The sequence below is a fragment of the Colwellia sp. C1TZA3 genome, from assembly GCF_007954265.1.
Lineage (GTDB): Bacteria > Pseudomonadota > Gammaproteobacteria > Enterobacterales > Alteromonadaceae > Cognaticolwellia.
Map to the genome: position 1 here is coordinate 14,102 of NZ_VOLS01000045.1, position 17,902 is coordinate 32,003.

Annotated in this window: 16 protein-coding genes; 11 read left to right on the top strand and 5 right to left on the bottom strand. The window is 34.9% G+C overall.

Translation table 11 applies throughout. The features are described from left to right. Window positions 1-32: 32 nt before the first annotated feature. From ESZ39_RS12970 to ESZ39_RS12985, 4 genes are all read right to left on the bottom strand, one after another. Complete coding sequence (locus ESZ39_RS12970) at window positions 33-1,367, bottom strand: O-antigen ligase family protein (RefSeq protein ID WP_146880318.1); 1,335 nt, start codon at window positions 1,365-1,367, stop codon at window positions 33-35. Between the two features lie 4 nt (window positions 1,368-1,371). Continuing rightward, window positions 1,372-2,895, bottom strand: a complete 1,524-nt coding sequence (locus ESZ39_RS12975; RefSeq protein WP_146880319.1) for an oligosaccharide flippase family protein — start codon at window positions 2,893-2,895, stop codon at window positions 1,372-1,374. Between the two features lie 119 nt (window positions 2,896-3,014). Beyond that, a complete protein-coding gene (locus ESZ39_RS12980; protein WP_146880320.1) occupies window positions 3,015-4,088 on the bottom strand; it encodes a GNAT family N-acetyltransferase in 1,074 nt (357 codons plus the stop codon). Window positions 4,089-4,380: 292 nt separating this feature from the next. After that, window positions 4,381-5,289 (bottom strand): hypothetical protein, encoded by a 909-nt coding sequence (locus tag ESZ39_RS12985; RefSeq protein WP_146880321.1) that lies wholly within the window; start codon window positions 5,287-5,289, stop codon window positions 4,381-4,383. A gap of 436 nt (window positions 5,290-5,725) precedes the next feature. On the opposite strand from ESZ39_RS12985, the gene ESZ39_RS12990 reads away from it, so the two are divergent. From ESZ39_RS12990 to ESZ39_RS13015, 6 genes are all read left to right on the top strand, one after another. Continuing rightward, complete coding sequence (locus ESZ39_RS12990; RefSeq protein WP_146880322.1) at window positions 5,726-6,130, top strand: sugar 3,4-ketoisomerase; 405 nt, start codon at window positions 5,726-5,728, stop codon at window positions 6,128-6,130. After that, window positions 6,120-6,569 carry an acyltransferase gene (locus tag ESZ39_RS12995; protein ID WP_146880323.1) on the top strand — a complete coding sequence of 150 codons (450 nt, stop codon included), beginning with the start codon at window positions 6,120-6,122 and terminating at the stop codon, window positions 6,567-6,569. Before ESZ39_RS12990 ends, ESZ39_RS12995 begins: the two co-directional genes overlap by 11 nt. Then, a complete protein-coding gene (locus ESZ39_RS13000; RefSeq protein ID WP_146880324.1) occupies window positions 6,566-7,666 on the top strand; it encodes a DegT/DnrJ/EryC1/StrS family aminotransferase in 1,101 nt (366 codons plus the stop codon). The genes ESZ39_RS12995 and ESZ39_RS13000 overlap by 4 nt, the downstream gene beginning before the upstream one ends. A 106-nt stretch (window positions 7,667-7,772) precedes the next feature. Beyond that, on the top strand, window positions 7,773-8,777 hold the full coding sequence (locus ESZ39_RS13005; RefSeq protein ID WP_146880325.1) for a glycosyltransferase family 2 protein: 1,005 nt from the start codon (window positions 7,773-7,775) through the stop codon (window positions 8,775-8,777). A 72-nt stretch (window positions 8,778-8,849) separates the two neighbouring features. Then, complete coding sequence (locus tag ESZ39_RS13010; RefSeq protein ID WP_146880326.1) at window positions 8,850-9,686, top strand: polysaccharide pyruvyl transferase family protein; 837 nt, start codon at window positions 8,850-8,852, stop codon at window positions 9,684-9,686. Between the two features lie 59 nt (window positions 9,687-9,745). Further along, complete coding sequence (locus ESZ39_RS13015) at window positions 9,746-10,651, top strand: glycosyltransferase family 2 protein (RefSeq protein WP_191321788.1); 906 nt, start codon at window positions 9,746-9,748, stop codon at window positions 10,649-10,651. A gap of 22 nt (window positions 10,652-10,673) precedes the next feature. Here the strand turns inward: ESZ39_RS13015 and ESZ39_RS13020 are convergent, their stop codons facing one another. Continuing rightward, a complete protein-coding gene (locus ESZ39_RS13020) occupies window positions 10,674-11,507 on the bottom strand; it encodes a glycosyltransferase family 2 protein (RefSeq protein ID WP_191321789.1) in 834 nt (277 codons plus the stop codon). Window positions 11,508-11,691: 184 nt separating this feature from the next. Between ESZ39_RS13020 and ESZ39_RS13025 the strand changes: the two genes are divergently transcribed. The 5 genes from ESZ39_RS13025 (at window position 11,692) to ESZ39_RS13045 (ending at window position 17,584) form a co-directional block, all read left to right on the top strand. Further along, window positions 11,692-12,843 (top strand): glycosyltransferase family 4 protein, encoded by a 1,152-nt coding sequence (locus tag ESZ39_RS13025; protein WP_146880329.1) that lies wholly within the window; start codon window positions 11,692-11,694, stop codon window positions 12,841-12,843. 21 nt (window positions 12,844-12,864) lie between these two features. After that, window positions 12,865-13,857: a glycosyltransferase family 2 protein gene (locus ESZ39_RS13030; RefSeq protein ID WP_146880330.1), complete on the top strand. Its 993-nt coding sequence runs from the start codon at window positions 12,865-12,867 to the stop codon at window positions 13,855-13,857. A gap of 106 nt (window positions 13,858-13,963) precedes the next feature. Next, complete coding sequence (locus tag ESZ39_RS13035; protein WP_146880331.1) at window positions 13,964-15,034, top strand: glycosyltransferase family 4 protein; 1,071 nt, start codon at window positions 13,964-13,966, stop codon at window positions 15,032-15,034. Then, window positions 15,024-16,040, top strand: a complete 1,017-nt coding sequence (locus ESZ39_RS13040) for an endonuclease/exonuclease/phosphatase family protein (RefSeq protein WP_191321790.1) — start codon at window positions 15,024-15,026, stop codon at window positions 16,038-16,040. The genes ESZ39_RS13035 and ESZ39_RS13040 overlap by 11 nt, the downstream gene beginning before the upstream one ends. A 14-nt stretch (window positions 16,041-16,054) precedes the next feature. Then, window positions 16,055-17,584: a hypothetical protein gene (locus ESZ39_RS13045; protein WP_146880333.1), complete on the top strand. Its 1,530-nt coding sequence runs from the start codon at window positions 16,055-16,057 to the stop codon at window positions 17,582-17,584. The last annotated feature ends 318 nt before the right edge of the window (window positions 17,585-17,902 follow it).

Here is a 17,902-nt window from a genome sequence, read left to right on the forward strand (position 1 = left end):
TTTGCTTTAGTTTTGTATTGTTATTCACAAAGCTACAGACCTAATTTTAAGGAAATATAAACAGCAACTATAATTGACCAGCAATAAAACATAGACCTAACAGCAAGTCGGGTAGAAAAGTGTATAGCATATTCGGGATTTAGCTTTATTAGTCTAACGTGAGAAGCAATTGCCATACCTAAAAAGATGAATAACAACAACGAGAACATTCTACTGATAAAAAAGCCCGTTATCATAAAACCCACTAAAGAAAAGAACAGTGTTTTATTTAGAAATAATTCAGCTTCTTCTTCGGCGGGGATGGTTTTTATGTCAGCTTCATCTAGCTTTTTATTGCTACTTTGATCTCGAATAAATAAATATCCGGTTAAAACCGTAAAAATTAATGCGCCGCCCCACAAAGAATAACCCGGCACCCCTAATTCAGCGGCAACATGAATATATGAATTGTGTGCCACTAAACCATGTTCCTCAAGAAACTGCCCCATACCTATACCAAAAACAGGATTTGACAATAACATTAGCACCCCTGCATACCAGGCCTCTAATCGGCCATCGGCAGATTCGTCCATACTGCTTTGTAGCGATGTAATTACGGTAGCAGCAATAGGGGCGAGTATTACAATGGTAATAAATAATTTTGGCCCCGCATTCATCACGATAAAATAGACCGCAACTAACGCGCCAGCTCCGAGCATAGTGCCACGAGAACCGGTTAAATAAATGCCGTAAAATAGCGCCGCTAATACGCTAAACATTATTACTTTACTGACTGCTTGACCTTTTTTATAGAAATAAATAGCAAAAGGAATATTCATCACTAAAAACATACCAAGATCGTTAGGATCATTAAAAAACCCTAAATAAGTAATGCGCCGTTCACCAAGGGAAATATAGCCAACAGAGTAGGTGTTTAAGGCCCAACCAAAGCCTTGATATGCCGTTTGTTGCACATGACCGTTGTGCACCATAAGTAATGCTGCAATAAGACAAACAGCCATAAGCATGTGTTGTCGTTTAATGCTAGTTATGCAGTTTGAATATAAGAAAAGCGGAAATAAAGCACTGACAAATATACGCTCAGATTGTTCTATACCAATCATGCCTGAGCCGTTCAAAAAACCAGACATGATAATTAAAGGCACTAACGCTAAAAGCATCCAATGCTGTGGGTACATTTTTATCGGTCTTTGCATGGCAATAGTTGCGCCGAACGCGATAATGATAAAAACTTGAATAGTTATCCACCCCATACTTATTTGAAACATTTCATGAGGGCGAATAAGTACTGAGGCGGTATATAAAAATAAAAAGAAGAAGCCTAACGACGAATTGTCTTCTGTGGTTTTAGGGAAATGACGCGCCATATTTTTATAGTTCCTTTATAAAATTTTTCTTAACCTTTGGAATAATACGTGCAATAACATAATCCAACAGAGTCTTTTTAATGTCTTTATCAAGTAACAATACCCAACAAATAAGTACAATAAAAGGGAAGGCTAACGTAGCAGATAATAAAAACTCTAACCAAGTATTAATGGCTAAATAATTCAGTAAATAACTGCCGGCAATGCCTAAAATAATGGTTATTAATAAAGACTTTGATAAGCACCAATAGAGCCCACGCATATTATAATTATTGTATTGCTTAAAAAGGAATACCTTGGCAAAGACATTAAAAATAGCGCTGTTTACTACACCACCTGCAGCCAAACCGATTAGGCCAAATTTCAAACCTAAAATAATGCTTAAAGTAATATTGAATACCACGGAGGTAATAGTGACAACTGAGATATATTTATGATTTGCCTGGGCAAATAAAACCGTGTTGGCTGAATTGCTAAAAGCAGCAAACAAAGATGAAACCACACCTAAATACAATAAATTAACCGCGTATTCAAATTCATTACCTACCCATAAAAGGATAAACACCTTACCAAAAATAAATAACGATAAAAATAACACAGTAGAAGAGAATAAATTAATACTAGTGGTTTGATTGAATAGCTTCTCCATATTTTCTTTGCGAGCAGCTTTTTTATTAAATAAAGGTGAAAATACCCCAGTAATCGAACTAACGAATGCCGAGGTGTGCATAATTAAGTTACTGGCGATACTCGCTAAAGCCAAAGAAGGTAAATCGAATAATTGGGTAATAATTAAAGGACGTGATTTTGTGCCGATAGTATTGGCAACACCGTTAATGACTAAGTGTTTTGAGTAAGCAAATAAATCAATAAGCTCTTTTTTGCTGGCGAGCTTAAAGCTAAAGCTAAGATCAGGGAATAAGCGTTTAGCATAATAAATTTTCAGGGTATTGGTTAATATATCACTGGCGAGTGTCGCAACAACCGCGCCCCAAATATTCAAGTCTGACAAGAGTAAAAAAACCATGGCAGCTTTAACAACGGCGTTTAGTGACGATATATTTGCATCAATATCAAAACGCAGCATGCCGGAAAAAAAGCCATGAAAAGGGTTCATCATAAAACCCCAGAGCACCTTTACCGATAATATTAATAAAATATCAACCAAAGTAATTTGGTCTAAGCCCTCAACGCCAAAAATAGCCGGTACTGTGGTTAAGCCAACTAAGGTTAATACAGAAAAACCACCTAAAACAGTAAAAAGTACTAGGCCAGTTGAAAAAATCACATTAACGCGCTTTTTATCGTTCAGCTCTAAGGCTTGCACTATTTGGCGCTGTATAGCTTGCGGAAAACCTAAATCTACAACATTAAACCAGCCTAATATGGATAAAACTAACAGCCATAAACCATAATGTGTACTGCCTAATTCATTAATAAAAAACGGCGTAAGCAAAAAAGACGTTATTACGACAATGCCACGTTCAAGAAACCGGAAAATAGAGCTAGTGAGTAATTGTTTTTTCATTGAATGGTATAGTTAACTTTTGTCAGATAATTATAAGGAAAAAGAAAGTTATGCATTAGCTGATTTTAATTATTTTTATAGTGATAAAGTATTTATAACATTTATTTGTTAATAAATCGTTAATTAAATGGGCGGGTGAGCTTATTAGTAATCTTACTAACAAATAGCTTTATGGGGTTTTTAACAAGCGTTATTGATAACATAGCTCGAGCATCAGCATTAAATTTAGCTTTATAACTATTATTTAAACCACCCATCATAAAATCGTAATAGTTTTTAGGGCAGTTTTTTATCGACCAATAATGTAGAAACAAACCCGGTGACAGTTTTGCAAAGTTTTGTTCATCCCAACCACTTTGATAAAAATGGTAAGTATCTTCAGTCACTAAATAGTAATTTATGGCAATAGCCTTTTCGCCAATAAAGACCGCACTCATCGCTACATTAGTTCTATCTTGTTCGCGCAGGGTTTTATGAAAATGATTAAACTCAGTTGCCGCAAAGGCACCGGTTTTGCCTTTGTTTTGCCAGCGACTTTGATGATAGCTTTTTAATAACGCCCATGCGCTGTTGTATTCTTCAACGTTAAGCCAGCGCACAGTGGCATCAAGTTTAGCCAATTGGTTTTTGCATCGGTTGATACGTGAACGGGTATTTTTACTTAACTGTGCGAGTTGCCAATGCGTATTGTTAACCTTATATTGCGCGTAATGCTGTTGGGTTAAAGTGCCTTTAATATAGGGTAATATTTTTGCGATATGTGAGTCTGCGAAAACTGCTTTAACAATAAATTGGTCAAAATTAAGTTTATTTATTTCGTTGATAATTAATGGGTAAACTGTTTCTTCATAACCTGGTTTTATGAATATATCTAAATATTCAAGCGCTACTTCAGCATATTCCATTTCACCTTGGCCGACTAAATGCAGTGTTTTGGTCAATGGAAAAAGACTGTTTTTTTTGATGAAAAATGGCACTAAGCCCACTAGTTTATCCCCATGGTAATAAGAAAAACAATGTAACTGCCAATGTTTCTGCCAATAACAAGCATACCAAATATTTAGCAAAGTAAAGGAACCAAGCAGGGGAAGTCTTTCATTTGGACTTTCAAATTCAGAAAGTAAAGTACTCAACTGTTCATACTTGGTGATAAGCGATAAACGTATATCACTCTGGTTAATCATCGCTGCCATAAGTAATATATTTCTTAGTCATTGAAAATCTCTTAGAAAAGTTGTAGTTTGCTTGGCTATTTTTATATATTCATCTTATCAGTTAATGATTAAATGTCATGAATTTCAGTGTGTTGTTTTAAATCATAAGTCAAAAGATCAGAAAGGAAAATGGGCAAGATTGCACTAGTCACTTGGAGTTAATAACTATTAATTCGATATTTTTATAAGTCTGTTCGATAATATTTCTAATTGTAAGTCACTCGGTTATTCTAATAATAGTATGGCTGTATTTGTATTTTGCAACATTTATTTATCGATAGTCTATAGTCATTTTATTATTGGTTATAACACTTGTTGGGCAATATATTTTATTTAAAATAATTTGTTCATCTGATGTTAGCTTTGGTATTTTAACTTGGGAGAAAGGGGTATCAATGTTTTTAATTAGCTTAGCAACTTTTTTAGCAATAGGTTTAACCGCGGGCAGCTTGATCAAGTTTATAAAAATAGAATTTTTCAGTTTTGATCGTAGATAGGAATTCAAGTTTTTTTTATGTGTAAAAACTACTTTTGTGTTCTCCTTTTTATTATTAATTACTGGAGAGCTAAAGCTTGCATCACTTTTAATGTTTAATCTAAGGATAATTTCATCAATAAATTTATCCTCTTTTATCAACTCAAAAGGCACATAATTTATCTCGAAATTTTTAAAGGTATTGACAATTGTAGCATTTAAATAGTAATAGTCATAAATTTTGCTTCCATTTGAATTTCTAACAAAATCCAGAATATTTTTATATTTAGTAGAGTGAAACGTCTCTATAAAATAAGAAAATACAGCCGCTACTGGCTCCCTGACGGTAACGAGTATATGTACTTTATATTTATTGAAAATATCGGCTAATCTACTGAGTTTTTCTTGCCAAGTAGTTTCGCCACTGTCTACACATAGCATTTCCTCAGAAAGAATGAATGGCTTATCATTCATAGATATTCTTTCATTGACAAGTCTTTTAACATGACTAATTCTTTGTTCATATTCTTGAGAATTGGTAAAAACTATTGATATAATTTCGCGATAAAGTGTATCTTGCTCCCGTGTACGAGGTTGACGAACGCCCAAATAATCAATATGTTCAGTTAGCACACTAAATACATGTTTTTGAACCAGTGTTGTGGCCGTTTTCGGAAGCCCTATATGTAAAATTATTGGTTTCACAATGATGCACTTTCATTCAGTTTATTGATTTTTTAACTATATATTTAATATTACTAATGTCAAATATCAATGGTTGGCTCATAGGAAGGCTTAATGCTTGGTTGTATATTATTCAGAAACTGGGTTAATTCATCTGAAAATTCACTATAAGCTTACTGCTTATGGCGTAGGTTGGTTAATGAATTAACATTTGAATATATTTAGCTAATAAAGCACTTGCTGTTGCATCAAGTTTAGCACGTTGGTTTTTCATTAATTAATACCTTAACGCGTATTTTTAACTAAACGGTGCTAGTGTCATTATTATTGTTAAGCCTATATTGCGCACAGCCCTTAGATTTATATGATAAAAATATAAAAATAATATAAATATATTTTTTTATCATATTAGGCTAACTTTACTTTAAGCATTATTTTGTCGCACTAAGTGGAAAAAATGGATATTAAACTTATACAATTCCAAAGTCATGGGGACGAAAGGGGCGCATTAGTGTCACTTGAAGAGTCAAAGAACATACCCTTTGAAATTAAAAGGGTTTATTACATGTTTAACACTATCCAAGATGTTCGGCGAGGTTTTCATGCTCATCAAAAACTGAAGCAATTAGCGATCGTTGTAAAAGGTTCTTGTCGATTTATGCTAGACGATGGTAAAGAAAAAATTGAAGTACCATTAGATAATCCATCACAAGGACTTTTTATTGACTCACTTGTGTGGCGTGAGATATTCGACTTTTCGGATGATTGCGTACTTGTTGTTTTAGCTGACGAAATTTATGATGAAACCGATTACATACGTAATTATGATGAATTTATAAAGTTGGTTAATAATGATTCATAAGTTGGCAGATGTTCAATCATTGTATATTGGTGAAGGTAGCAAAGTTTGGCAATTTTGTGTCATTCTTCCAAATGCTCATATAGGTGATAATTGCAATATTTGCTCTCATTGTTTAATTGAGAATGATGTTGTTGTTGGTAATAATGTTACCGTCAAAAGTGGCGTCCAACTTTGGGATGGCATTAGGTTGGGAAATGACGTTTTCATTGGTCCTAATGTAACTTTTACTAACGATAAAACCCCTCGGTCAAAACACTACCCTAATGAATTTCTAAAAACACTTGTTAAGCAGGGGGCATCTATAGGAGCTAATGCAACAATTCTCCCGGGTATAACCATAGGTGAATTTGCCATGGTAGGGGCAGGTGCCGTTGTTACTAAAGACGTTAAAGCGCATGCACTTGTTGTGGGTAACCCTGCTAAAGAGATAAAAAAATGATCCCATTTTTAGATTTAAAAAAGATTAACAGCCAGTACCAAGAAGAATTAAAAGCAGCATGTGCAAGGGTTATTGACTCAGGTTGGTACATTTTAGGCAGTGAAGTTAAAGCGTTTGAAAAAGAATTTGCTAATTATTGTCACAGTGAACATTGTTTAGGTGTCGCCAATGGTTTAGATGCTTTGATTTTAATTCTTAGAGCGTATATCGAAATGGGAGTAATGAAAAAAGGTGACGAAGTAATAGTCCCTTCAAATACCTACATTGCATCGATATTGGCTATATCAGAGAATGGTTTGGTGCCAGTTTTAGTTGAACCTAATCAAGATACTTACAACCTTGATTATGCCTTAATAGAAGAGAAAATAACCAATAAAACCAAAGCAATATTAACGGTTCACCTATACGGACAAGTAAACGATATGGATGAAATTAATGCCATAGCGAAAAGGTACAACCTGAAAGTGATTGAAGATTGTGCTCAGGCACATGGTGCACTTTATAAAGGGCGTAAGGTAGGCAGCTTAGGTGATGCAGCAGGGTTTAGCTTTTATCCTGGAAAAAACCTAGGAGCTTTAGGGGATGCAGGGGCAGTAACCACCAGTGATATGGAATTAGTTAATACCATATCAGCCTTGAGAAACTACGGCTCTCATGAGAAATATAAAAATGTTTATAAAGGTATTAATAGTCGGCTAGATGAAATGCAAGCTGCAATGCTGAGAGTTAAATTAAAGCATTTAGATTCTGAAATTGCACTGAGGCGAGGCGTGTCTTCTGCGTACCTAAAGGGTATAAAAAACCCTTTGCTCGACTTACCAAAAATAAACGATATGCAAGCCCATGTCTGGCATTTATTTGTTATAAGAAGTACACAGCGTGAACGACTAGTTGATTATCTATTGGAGAATGGCATCCAGTCTTTAATACATTATCCAATACCTCCCCATAATCAAGCTGCCTATAAAGAGTGGCAAAAGTCGGTTTTTCCTGTTTCTGAGCTCTTACATGAAGAAGTATTAAGCATTCCATTAAGTCCGGTAATGCTGACAAAAGAGGTGGGTAGAGTAATAGCCGTACTAAATGATTTTCAATAATAGCGTAGATAACATTACCCAAAAAAACAAAGTCATTATTTTAGTTATTAATGTAAATAAAGGGGGGTTATTTAAAGTAAATATCTAGTTTAAGGATGAAAAACCAATGAGCGACGGTAGCCGGGTGCCTAGCATAGAAAATGAAAGAAATAATAAACTATTAGTTTCATTTATATTATTACTATATAAACATGAATATTATGTGAAAGAAGCGATTAAAGGAGCTATGGAACAAGAGTATTCTAATGTAGAGTTTATTATTTCTGATGATAACTCTCCAGATTCTACTTTTTTATTAGCTCAAGAAGAACTCAAAAAGTATCAAGATAATAAGTCTATTTTTTTAAATAGAAATGAGACTAATATGGGCTTAGTTCCTCACTTCAATAAACTACTTAAAATAGCAAAAGGCGATATTATCGTAGTTGCTGCGGGTGATGATATCTCACTGCCTAAGAGGGTTAGCAGTACCGTTAAACTACTGGAAGATCCAGAAGTCGCCTTTGTTTCATTTAACGAGCAAAAAATTGATGAAAAAGGCAATACTATATCGAATGGTGCGCGAGTTCGTTATGAGGGGGTAAAGCTGTTTTCACTTGAGGAATACATCTCAGGTAAAAAAATACCTTTTAGTGGAGCTTCGCGAGGTTTTCGAAGGAAAATATACGACGATTATGGCGACCTAAATCAAGATTGCCCCACAGAGGATACACCCTACATTATCAGAGGTTTGCTTACAGGCAAGGCGGCTATTTCATCAGAGATAGCAATAAAATATAGAGAACATGGAGAAAACCTCTCTGGTCCAAAATATCTTCCGTATATGAATATTAGCCATATTACTAACCAGTATGTTTCCGATTTGAATATTGCATTTAAAAAAGGACTTGTAGATAAAGTATTGAACGAAAAACTAGAGTCTTGGATAAGTACTAATAATACTAGAAGGGTCAACTCAAATTTACGCAAGCAATTATCAGACAATAACTTTACCTTTAGTTTCTTATTAAAAAATATTTTATTTGATAGACATTTTTCGGTAAAAGAACAAGGCATTTTGTTAATAAAGTGCACTTTGAAAAAACTATATATAAGACGTAATTATAGTTAATTTACGACATAAAGTAGTTGCAACTTTTATAACGCAGCGGGCTTTAGTGTAATTTGAAATTATAGGTGACTAATGGAATTTTTAAATAGGGTGCAGAAAAAAAGTGCTAAGTTATTAATAAAAGCAAAGGCAAATATTTTAAATAATGGCATTAATGCTTTTTGGTGGACAGGCAGAGTTAATTTCGGTGATTTATTTACTCCTGAATTGTTTAAATACTACGGTGTAACAGCTGTGGAGTCATGGCCAGAGCAAGCTGAACTTGTAGGTGTTGGTAGTTTATATGGCATGGTGCCATCTACATTTAGTGGAGTTTTTTTAGGTACAGGACTGATTGAAGACCAAAAAATACAATTTGAACATGCAACTTTTGCAGCAGTTAGAGGAGAATTAACTAGAAAAAATTTAGGGTTAGATAGGAATACTCCTATAGGGGACTTTGGTTTACTAGCTAACAAATTAATAAGCAAAAAAGTAATTAAAAAAAAATACGCAGTTGGTTTTATTCCTCATTATGTAGATCAAAATCACCCTTGGGTAAATGGTATGCAAAAATACTTAGGCGTTTCTGAGTGCACAATAATCGACGTTAGGGATTCGGCAGAAAATGTTACAAAGCAGGTGGCTGAATGCGAGTTAATTCTTTCATCATCTTTACATGGAATTATCGTCGCCGATTCCTTAAGTATCCCCAACGTGTGGCTTGAATTATCCGATAAAGTGATAGGAAGGGGCTTTAAGTTTAGAGATTATAATTCCGCAATTGATTATGAACAGCCATCATTAAGCATAAAAGAAAACACCAAATTTTCTGATATCACAAACTTTATATCAAATAAAGATGAAGCTAAAATCAAAAGTAAAGTAACTGAACTAAATAATATAATAATTAAAACGTTAGAAAAATAAGTTTGGCTATAAATTACATTATTTTAATTCGCAACCGCTAGAGTATAGGGAAATACATATTGGATCTTTCAATTATTTTTGCCACTTATCATAGTGAAGAGGTATTGCAAAAATCTCTTGAATCATATCGTTTAATTAATACTCGTTACCAGTGGGAGTTAATTATTGTAGATAATGCTTGCCGGTCAGAAACGAAAGAGTTGATTAGAAAGTATCAAAAATATTTGCCTATAGTTTTTCTTGAACAACCTATTGCTGGAAAAAATAACGCGCTTAACAAGGCTATTCCTTATGCACAAAGTGAACTGATTTGGTTTACAGATAACGATATATTACCTAATCCTGACTTGGTTGATACCTATGTTAACTTTTGCCAAGAACATAAAGAATATGATGTCTTTGGCGGCAATATTCAACCTGATAGAAGCTTTCCTGAATGGATTGATTTGACATCACCATCAATAAAAACAGCATATGGCATATTAGACCTTGGTGAAAATAGTCAACCAATGGAAGCAACCGCTTTTTGGGGTGGGAATTTTTTAGTGCGTAAAGCGGTATTTGATGCTGGCATTCGCTTTGGGGTTAGTGGTTCATCAAATAAAAACAATCACATTGCAGGAAACGAAACTGAGCTGTTAACGAGACTTGTTTCTTTAGGTTACAAAGGCCATTCAATAATAAAAGAAAATAGTGTTCAACACCAAATACGTGATGAGCAACTTTATTTAAAGTGGTTGGTGAGAAGGGCATATAATGCAGGGGAAGGTGCATCATATGTGCAAAAATTAAATCTTGAAGGTATGACTTTACTGTTTGATACGCCAAAATATTTATTCAGAATGTTTTTTCAAGACAGTTTGAAATTAGTATTTACACTGTTTATATTGAACAAAAAACAGCTATGTTTAGCGCTAATGAAAGTGAGTAATTCTTTTGGAAGAATTAAATTTTATATAACTTGAGCTTAATTCTGCTATGGCAGTTCTATTGAGTTGTAGATAAATTTTTTAATAAAAAAAGTTTAAATATTCTGCCAACAACGAAATACAATTTTCTCTCAATACCCAAACATTTTCCGCCGGCAGTCATAAATGTTTTATAGACATACAGGTTTGTATAACCTTTATGAATTCTAAATGTTTTCCAGTGTTTAGTTAATACTTCATAGTGTCCAATAAGCATGTTTCGCCCATTAGATGATAAGTTACCGTGATCCATGCGCCGCAATTGAGTAAGGGCTTTGTTTAAAAAACCAATTCTATAACCCGCAAGTGTCATACGAATGATTAATTCATGATCTTCTGAGCAACGTATTTTGTTATCAAAAAGGCCTACAGATAATAATACGTCTTTTTTAACAAAAAAAGCTGACGGTAAAACTTGCACTTCGCACAGTATTTCAGGAATTTTGCATTCAGATGGCTTGTCTAAAAACGTAGAAATAATTCCGTTATTATTGAAGGTAGATATACCGGTATGACAAGCTGAAAAATGAGGGTTGTCATTAATGAATTGGCTTTGATCCTCTAATTTGGTAGGTAGCCACATATCATCAGCATCTAAAAAGGCGATCCATTCTCCATTTGCTGCTTTTGCTCCTGCATTTCTAGCAGCAGATACCCCTTTGTTTTTTTCAAAGTTGATTATTTTTATATCATTATATTGAGATAAAAATGTCAGTGCTTTCTTGCCACAACCGTCATTTACAACAATAATTTCTTGAGGTTGAATTGTTTGCTGTTTGATTGATTGGTATGTTTCGTCAAAAAACTCTTCAGCATGATAAAAAGGAATTACGACACTAATAGAAGGGACCATTAAACATTCCATTGTTGATCTTTAGGTGATTGGCTAACAAATGTACTTTTATTCTAATTACCATTCAAGCTTTTAGACCTATTTCTTTTAATTTTAAGGAAGATGTAGTAATTTATGAACAATAATGAGTAATGTTTATTGTTGCGGGCGATTTGCTTTGCGAGTCGTTTTATAAGGAAATAAAATGCGAAAAAATGAAAAGTCACTGAATATTTTACAGCTAACATTGTCATTTGAGAATGGCGGTCGAAAAGAAGCTATTAGAAACCTCGCTGCGGGTATGCAAGAAGCTGGTCATAAGGTGTTCTTAGGTTGCGTTTCTCATTTAGGCGCCGAGAAAAAAGACTTAACCGTATTTGAAGATACGGTTGTGTTTGACCGACAAAAATTATTTGATTTTAAGGCGGCAAAGCAATTAGCTCAATATTGTGTAACCCATAAAATAGACTTAATACATACCCATGATGCTGGCAGCTTATTTTTTTCATCACTTGCTAAGTTCTCTTTCAATAAAACGCCTCCTCAAATTATGACTTTTCATCGTTCTTTAAATTTTGAGACAGCAAGCTTCAAGAACAAACTACGTAACATGTTTTCATTATTAGTTAGTGAAGGTGTTATTACTGTTTCAAATGCCCGCGGTCGAGATTTTATTGCCAGTAATTTAATCAAACCTAAAAGATTGCAATTAATTAATCTTTCTGCAGATATAAACCGATTTGCATTTGGCCTTGCGGCGAGAGAGCGTATTAGAGAAAATTTTTCAATCAAATCAGGTGACATTGTATGTGGTGCAATGGGGCATTTTGGTTTAGAAAAAGGTATTGATGTGGTCATTAAAGGTTTTGCTGATCTTCAACAGCGCCTTGGTGAGCGAGGGAAGTCAGTACATTTGATGATTTTAGGCAAGGGTAACGAGGAAGACACTCAACGGTTACAAAAGCTTATAAGTGATTTTAAAGTAGAACGCGTTATATTTGCCGGCTTTCATCCTGATCCTGAGTCGTACTTTTCGGCATTCGATATTTTCTTGCATTCTCCACGAGAAGAAAATGGCGCTACGGTATTATTTGAAGCCATGGCGACAGGTTTACCTATAGTGGGTTCTTTAATTGGTGGTGTTCCTGAGGCTATAGTAGAAAATGAAACAGGTTTATTAGTTGATAGCGATACGCCTAAGCAATTGGCTGATGCCGCAGAGAAAATAATTGGTAATAATGAGCTTAGAGGTTCTATGGGGTTGGAAGGCTTTAAAAGATGTTACCTAAACTTTACGCGAGAACATTATTTTAATCGGCATGTCGATTTTTATAGAGAAGTTTTAAAACTAGATTGAAACAGGTGAAAAGGAAAAATAATGACTACTATCACAATAGTTATAACACCTAGAGAACGATACTACGGTGTTATCGAGTGCATTGACGCAGTTTGTAATAATACCGATGAACCATTTGATTTAATAATTACAGACATTGGTTATCCTAAGGCGCTTATTAAGCAAGTTGAGCAACAGATTAAAAATATACCTAATGCTAAAATAATTGATTATGGTGGCATGGTCACGCCCATGAAAGTGTTTGAGCATTTAGTACCTATTATTAAAACGGATATGTTGGTTTGGGTTGAAACCGATACCACTGTTTTGCCTGGTTGGATGCCGCCGCTTATTCAAAGTATTAACGATGGTGCTTCATTTGTTTCGCCATTAACGCTAGAAAAAGAAGGTGTTGATCAAGGTGCTAAGATTCGTAATCATCTCTATACCTGTAAAATCTTGGTTGTTGAGTACGAAGGCGTTGACTACCTAATTGAAGCTAAAGAATATAGACGAGAGCTACCAGAAAATATACCTGCTGAAATTAGACCTACAGAAACCTTTGAATGGCATACAGTGGCTTTTAAAACTGAAGACCTACAGGAAATTGATTTTCCAGATATGGTAATGAGACAACAAATAGATATTCCTATGCAGTTAAGAGCTCAAGGTAAAACTATGGTTGCTAACCCTTTTTCAACAGTGATATTTGATAATTTATGTACTCGATTAACCATTAGAGACATGCAATATTTCTTTTTTGTTTGGTCGCATAAGCTGAATGAAAAGTCACATCGTGAATTTGAAAAAAGGTGGGGCTATAATTTTTATTCAGAGCAGTCTATTTATAACTGGGTATTTCGTCGTAAGGCTTTTTTGATTTGCCGATTCTTTTTTATTCCTATTCCATTAGCCAATAAAATTACTGGGCTGTGTAAAAGAATTTTTTGTAAAGACTGGGACCCTTTGAAGGATCCTATCGGTGATTCAAGACAATTATCCCAAGAAATTGGCAACCCAGAACCGAATCGTTAGTAACTACTTGACAGTATTATTATTTCCACCTCTTTTGATGTGATTACTTCAAAAGAGGTATTTTTTTATAAATGCATATTTATTATATGTTCATTCGAAGTTTGTTATGAAACAAAAAAAAACAATTAAAAAAGTAGCCCACATTATTGGTAGCTTAAAAATAGGGGGAGCAGAACGCTTTATTATCGATTTGTCGATAGCACAAAAAAAACTAAATATACAAGCTGCGATTATTTCATTGGGCAGCCCTACAGATGATCTCGTCGGTACTTGCCACATCAATAATATTCCGGTTGCCTCTTATGCGAGTAACTCGTATATAAAGTTATGCAGAGTGTTTATAGTTTTATTAAAATTTGATGTTATTCATGTACATTCCCCACATGCGTTAAAATATTTAAGCTTGTTTTTACCTTTTCTAAGAAAGAAAGTTGTTTACACTAGGCATGGTGCATCTCCTTATTCTTCTGCGCCTTGGTTAAAGTTTCATAAAAAAATTAAAAAATCAATTTCAGCTGTTACGTTTGTATCGCAAGAAGGTAAAGATAACTTTCATCAATCCCATGGCTGGGAAAACGTCACTAGCCTTGTTGTTGATAACGGTGTTTTGATCGAGGCAGTAAATAAAACGCCTGCTAAAGATGGGGTATTGAGGATTGGTTCAGTTGGTAGGGTTATTCCTTTAAAAAACCAAATCGGATTACTCAAAGCGGTTCAACGTTTAACACCTGCTGCGCAACGTAATGTAGAAATACACTTTTTTGGTGATGGGCGAAGTTTAGCAGAATTAAAAACTTTCTATAAAGATAAAACACCTGATTTGGCAGTGACCTTTCACGGTATGGTGAACGACCGTGAGCTCATTTATTCCTCTTTAGATTTACTCGTTGTTGCCTCAGAAACTGAAGGCTTATCTATGGTGATAATTGAAGCAATGGCCAATAGTATCCCCGTTATTGCGACTAATGTAGGCGGTAATCCTAGACTAGTAAAACATCATAAAACAGGCTGGTTATTTGAATATGACGATGATAAAACATTGGCTGAACAGATACTGAATCTCATTGACAATAGGCATCTTGTCGATGAAATTGGCGCTCAAGCTCTTTCTTACATAACAGACAACTTTTCTATTGAGTCATCAGCAAAAAAATATGCTGAGCTTTATGAAAAATAACGTGAGTTCTATATTTCAACGTTTAAGCCAAGCGTATTTTATTTTCTGTTGTGGTATGTGCTTTTTGGTCACCTTATTACCTTGGTGGCCGACTTACGAAATATTAACCATTCCTAAGTATGCGCTATTATTTGGCCCACGTTGGTGGCTGTTGATTGTCGTTAGTGGTTTGTTTTTTTTCTGGCGTTATTTGTCAAAGCGGCAAGTGCAATTTTCTTCATTATTGCTTTTATTATCACTAAATTATACAGACTTTCAATTACCTAGCATAGGTTCATACTTTTCAACTTCAACTTCAACTTCAACTTCAACTTCAACTTCACATGAAATATCAGTGCTTAGTGCTAATATTGGTGGTGGTGGCTCTGTTAGAGAACTTGATTATATTGGCTTTAGTCAAAAGCCAGACATCATTTTATTGCAGGAAGCTAGAAGAATAGAGCTTTCAAAATTTTTTAGTGATTATGATTTTAAAGAATGTATTTCTGGCTTATGCATTTTTAGTAAATACCCTTTCGAACAAGTTAAAGTGCTTAGTAGAGAGCTATTTGAAGGTTGGGGGATTTTCGCCGTTTTTTATCAGATTGAAACTCAGTTTGGTATGGTTTCTTTAGCTAACGTGCATTTTGAAACACCGCGTTCAGTACTTATGGGCTTAATTTATCGTGTTTTCGACCTTACATTGGCAAACAGGATAGAAAGTACCCGACAATTTGAGGCTGAATTAGTTAGTTTGTGGTCAAAAAACAAACCCTACACCTTAATTGTGGGTGACTTTAATATGCCTGAAGATGAAAATACTTATCAGCGTAACTTTACACATTTAAATAATGCTATTGCCACCAAAGGTATTGGCTTTAACGCGACTAAGTTAACGGCATGGCATGGCGTAAGGATTGATCATATTTTATATTCTGACGATTTCAAGTTAAAGACTGTTGATGTTATCGAAGCAATAAATGGCGATCATCGGCCAGTATTTGCTACTTTTAATGTCGGTAATTAATAAAAGGATTTGTGATGTTAAAGTTAGCGCTTATTGCTGTTTATATTGTTTTGGGTGTTTTTTCAAATCATAGCTTTAGTGCTGAAAATAATATTACCTTTGATGTTGCCACGGTTGATAAAACAGCAAATGAAGCTGCGATATTTTTATTGTTACCTATCCCAAATCAACGTGTTTCTTTAAGCAGTAATTTTTTGATAACGGAAAATAACCGCCCAATTAAGGCCCGCTACAAGGTACTTAATACTTGGCCAACGATGAAAAACCAGCAATTTATTCGTTTGCTGTCGATTGAAGTTAGTCGTTTACAAGTTGCTTCTAAAACACTGTCGTTTAGTTGGCAGGGTTCAGATAAAGCACTTGCTGTTCAGCAAATTAATGCTGATACCAGTACTAAAAGCCAACTTGTTTATCCTTCAAAGCCATGGCTAGTACAAAGTATATTACTTCACCCTGATCAAGCTGTAGACACCGACTGGTACACTGAGCCGCAAAAAAAATACGCGAGTTATTTAACGAATCAGGCATTGCTAACCAAAAAAGGTTACCCAGCACGCAAAGCAAGCCAATGGTTGTATGACCGCCCGCAAGCTATTTATCAATTGTTTTTAATGTCAGGCCAAAATGAATGGCTAACTAAAGCCAACGAGCTTACAGATTTTTATATTAAAAACATTGATGAAAGTGGTTTATTTGTCCTGAAAAAAAACTTTGACCCTAAATATTTAATGCCGAAAGGCTTAATGTATCGTTATTTACTCAGCGGTGATGTTGCAGCAAAAAAAACGCTTAAGCGAATTTTTGAACGTTCACTAGATTGGGATGAAAGCTATAGTTTAAGCCGTGGCTTTTGGACTGAGCGTAATCAAGCGGCAGCGTTAAATGTTGCTGTTTCCTATTGGGAGCTTACTAACGATGAAGCAGCGCTAGCACGTATCAACGACATTATTGATGCCACTGTTACTATGACGTTTAACCCCGGCAATGGTTGGCCATTAAGAGGTTGCCCCCAGCATGGCTATAAATCTCATGAAGGTTGGGGTGATGATACTCCTGCATGCTCACCTTGGATGATGGCTTTATTAAGTGATGCATTGTGGCGCTTTTATCAATTAACCGGTGATGTGCGATCAGCGTCATTAATTGATGCCTTTGGCGATTTTATTTTGAATTACGGTATTTATTATGGCAATGCCAGAGTAAAAAACATTGTTATTGCTAAATATATAGTCTCAATTGAAAACCCTGAGCAGGAAGAGTTGAATCAATGGACCGATCCTCAGCATGCTTGTGATGTTGCCGCTTTATTGGGTAAATCAGCGTATATAAAGCAAACAACCAATCAAGATAACTTTTTGGTTAAAGTGTTGTTTCGTGCTTTATTAGAGCAATGCTCAGCAACTTATACGAGATTAGAAAAAGCACAAAAAAGTAAGCGGAAAAAAAACTACTCGGTGCTGAAGCCGCCACGACGTTTTGGTTGGATGTATTCAACAACCAGTGATTTACCTTGGTTAAAGAGTTTGTTGTTGAATAATTATTAACATTTTAGCCAGCTTACGTGATTATGCCCCTGAATGAGAATGTCAGATTTGAGACGTAAATATCACCTATAAGTTTAGATTTATGCCAAAGACGGTTAAATTTCATTTAACTTGATGGACTAAAGTCCAACCTACATCAGGCCTACAGGTGATAATGTCGCGCTGGGTTATTTTTTTGTAGGTCGGACTTCAGTCTGAGGAATCCCCACAAGTTTAACGAGTAAGCGCTTGATATCTGGTAATATGTTAATCACCACAAAAAACAAATAAACCAAATACAAGCGCTATGCCTACATTATCAGACTTATTCTCTTCCAA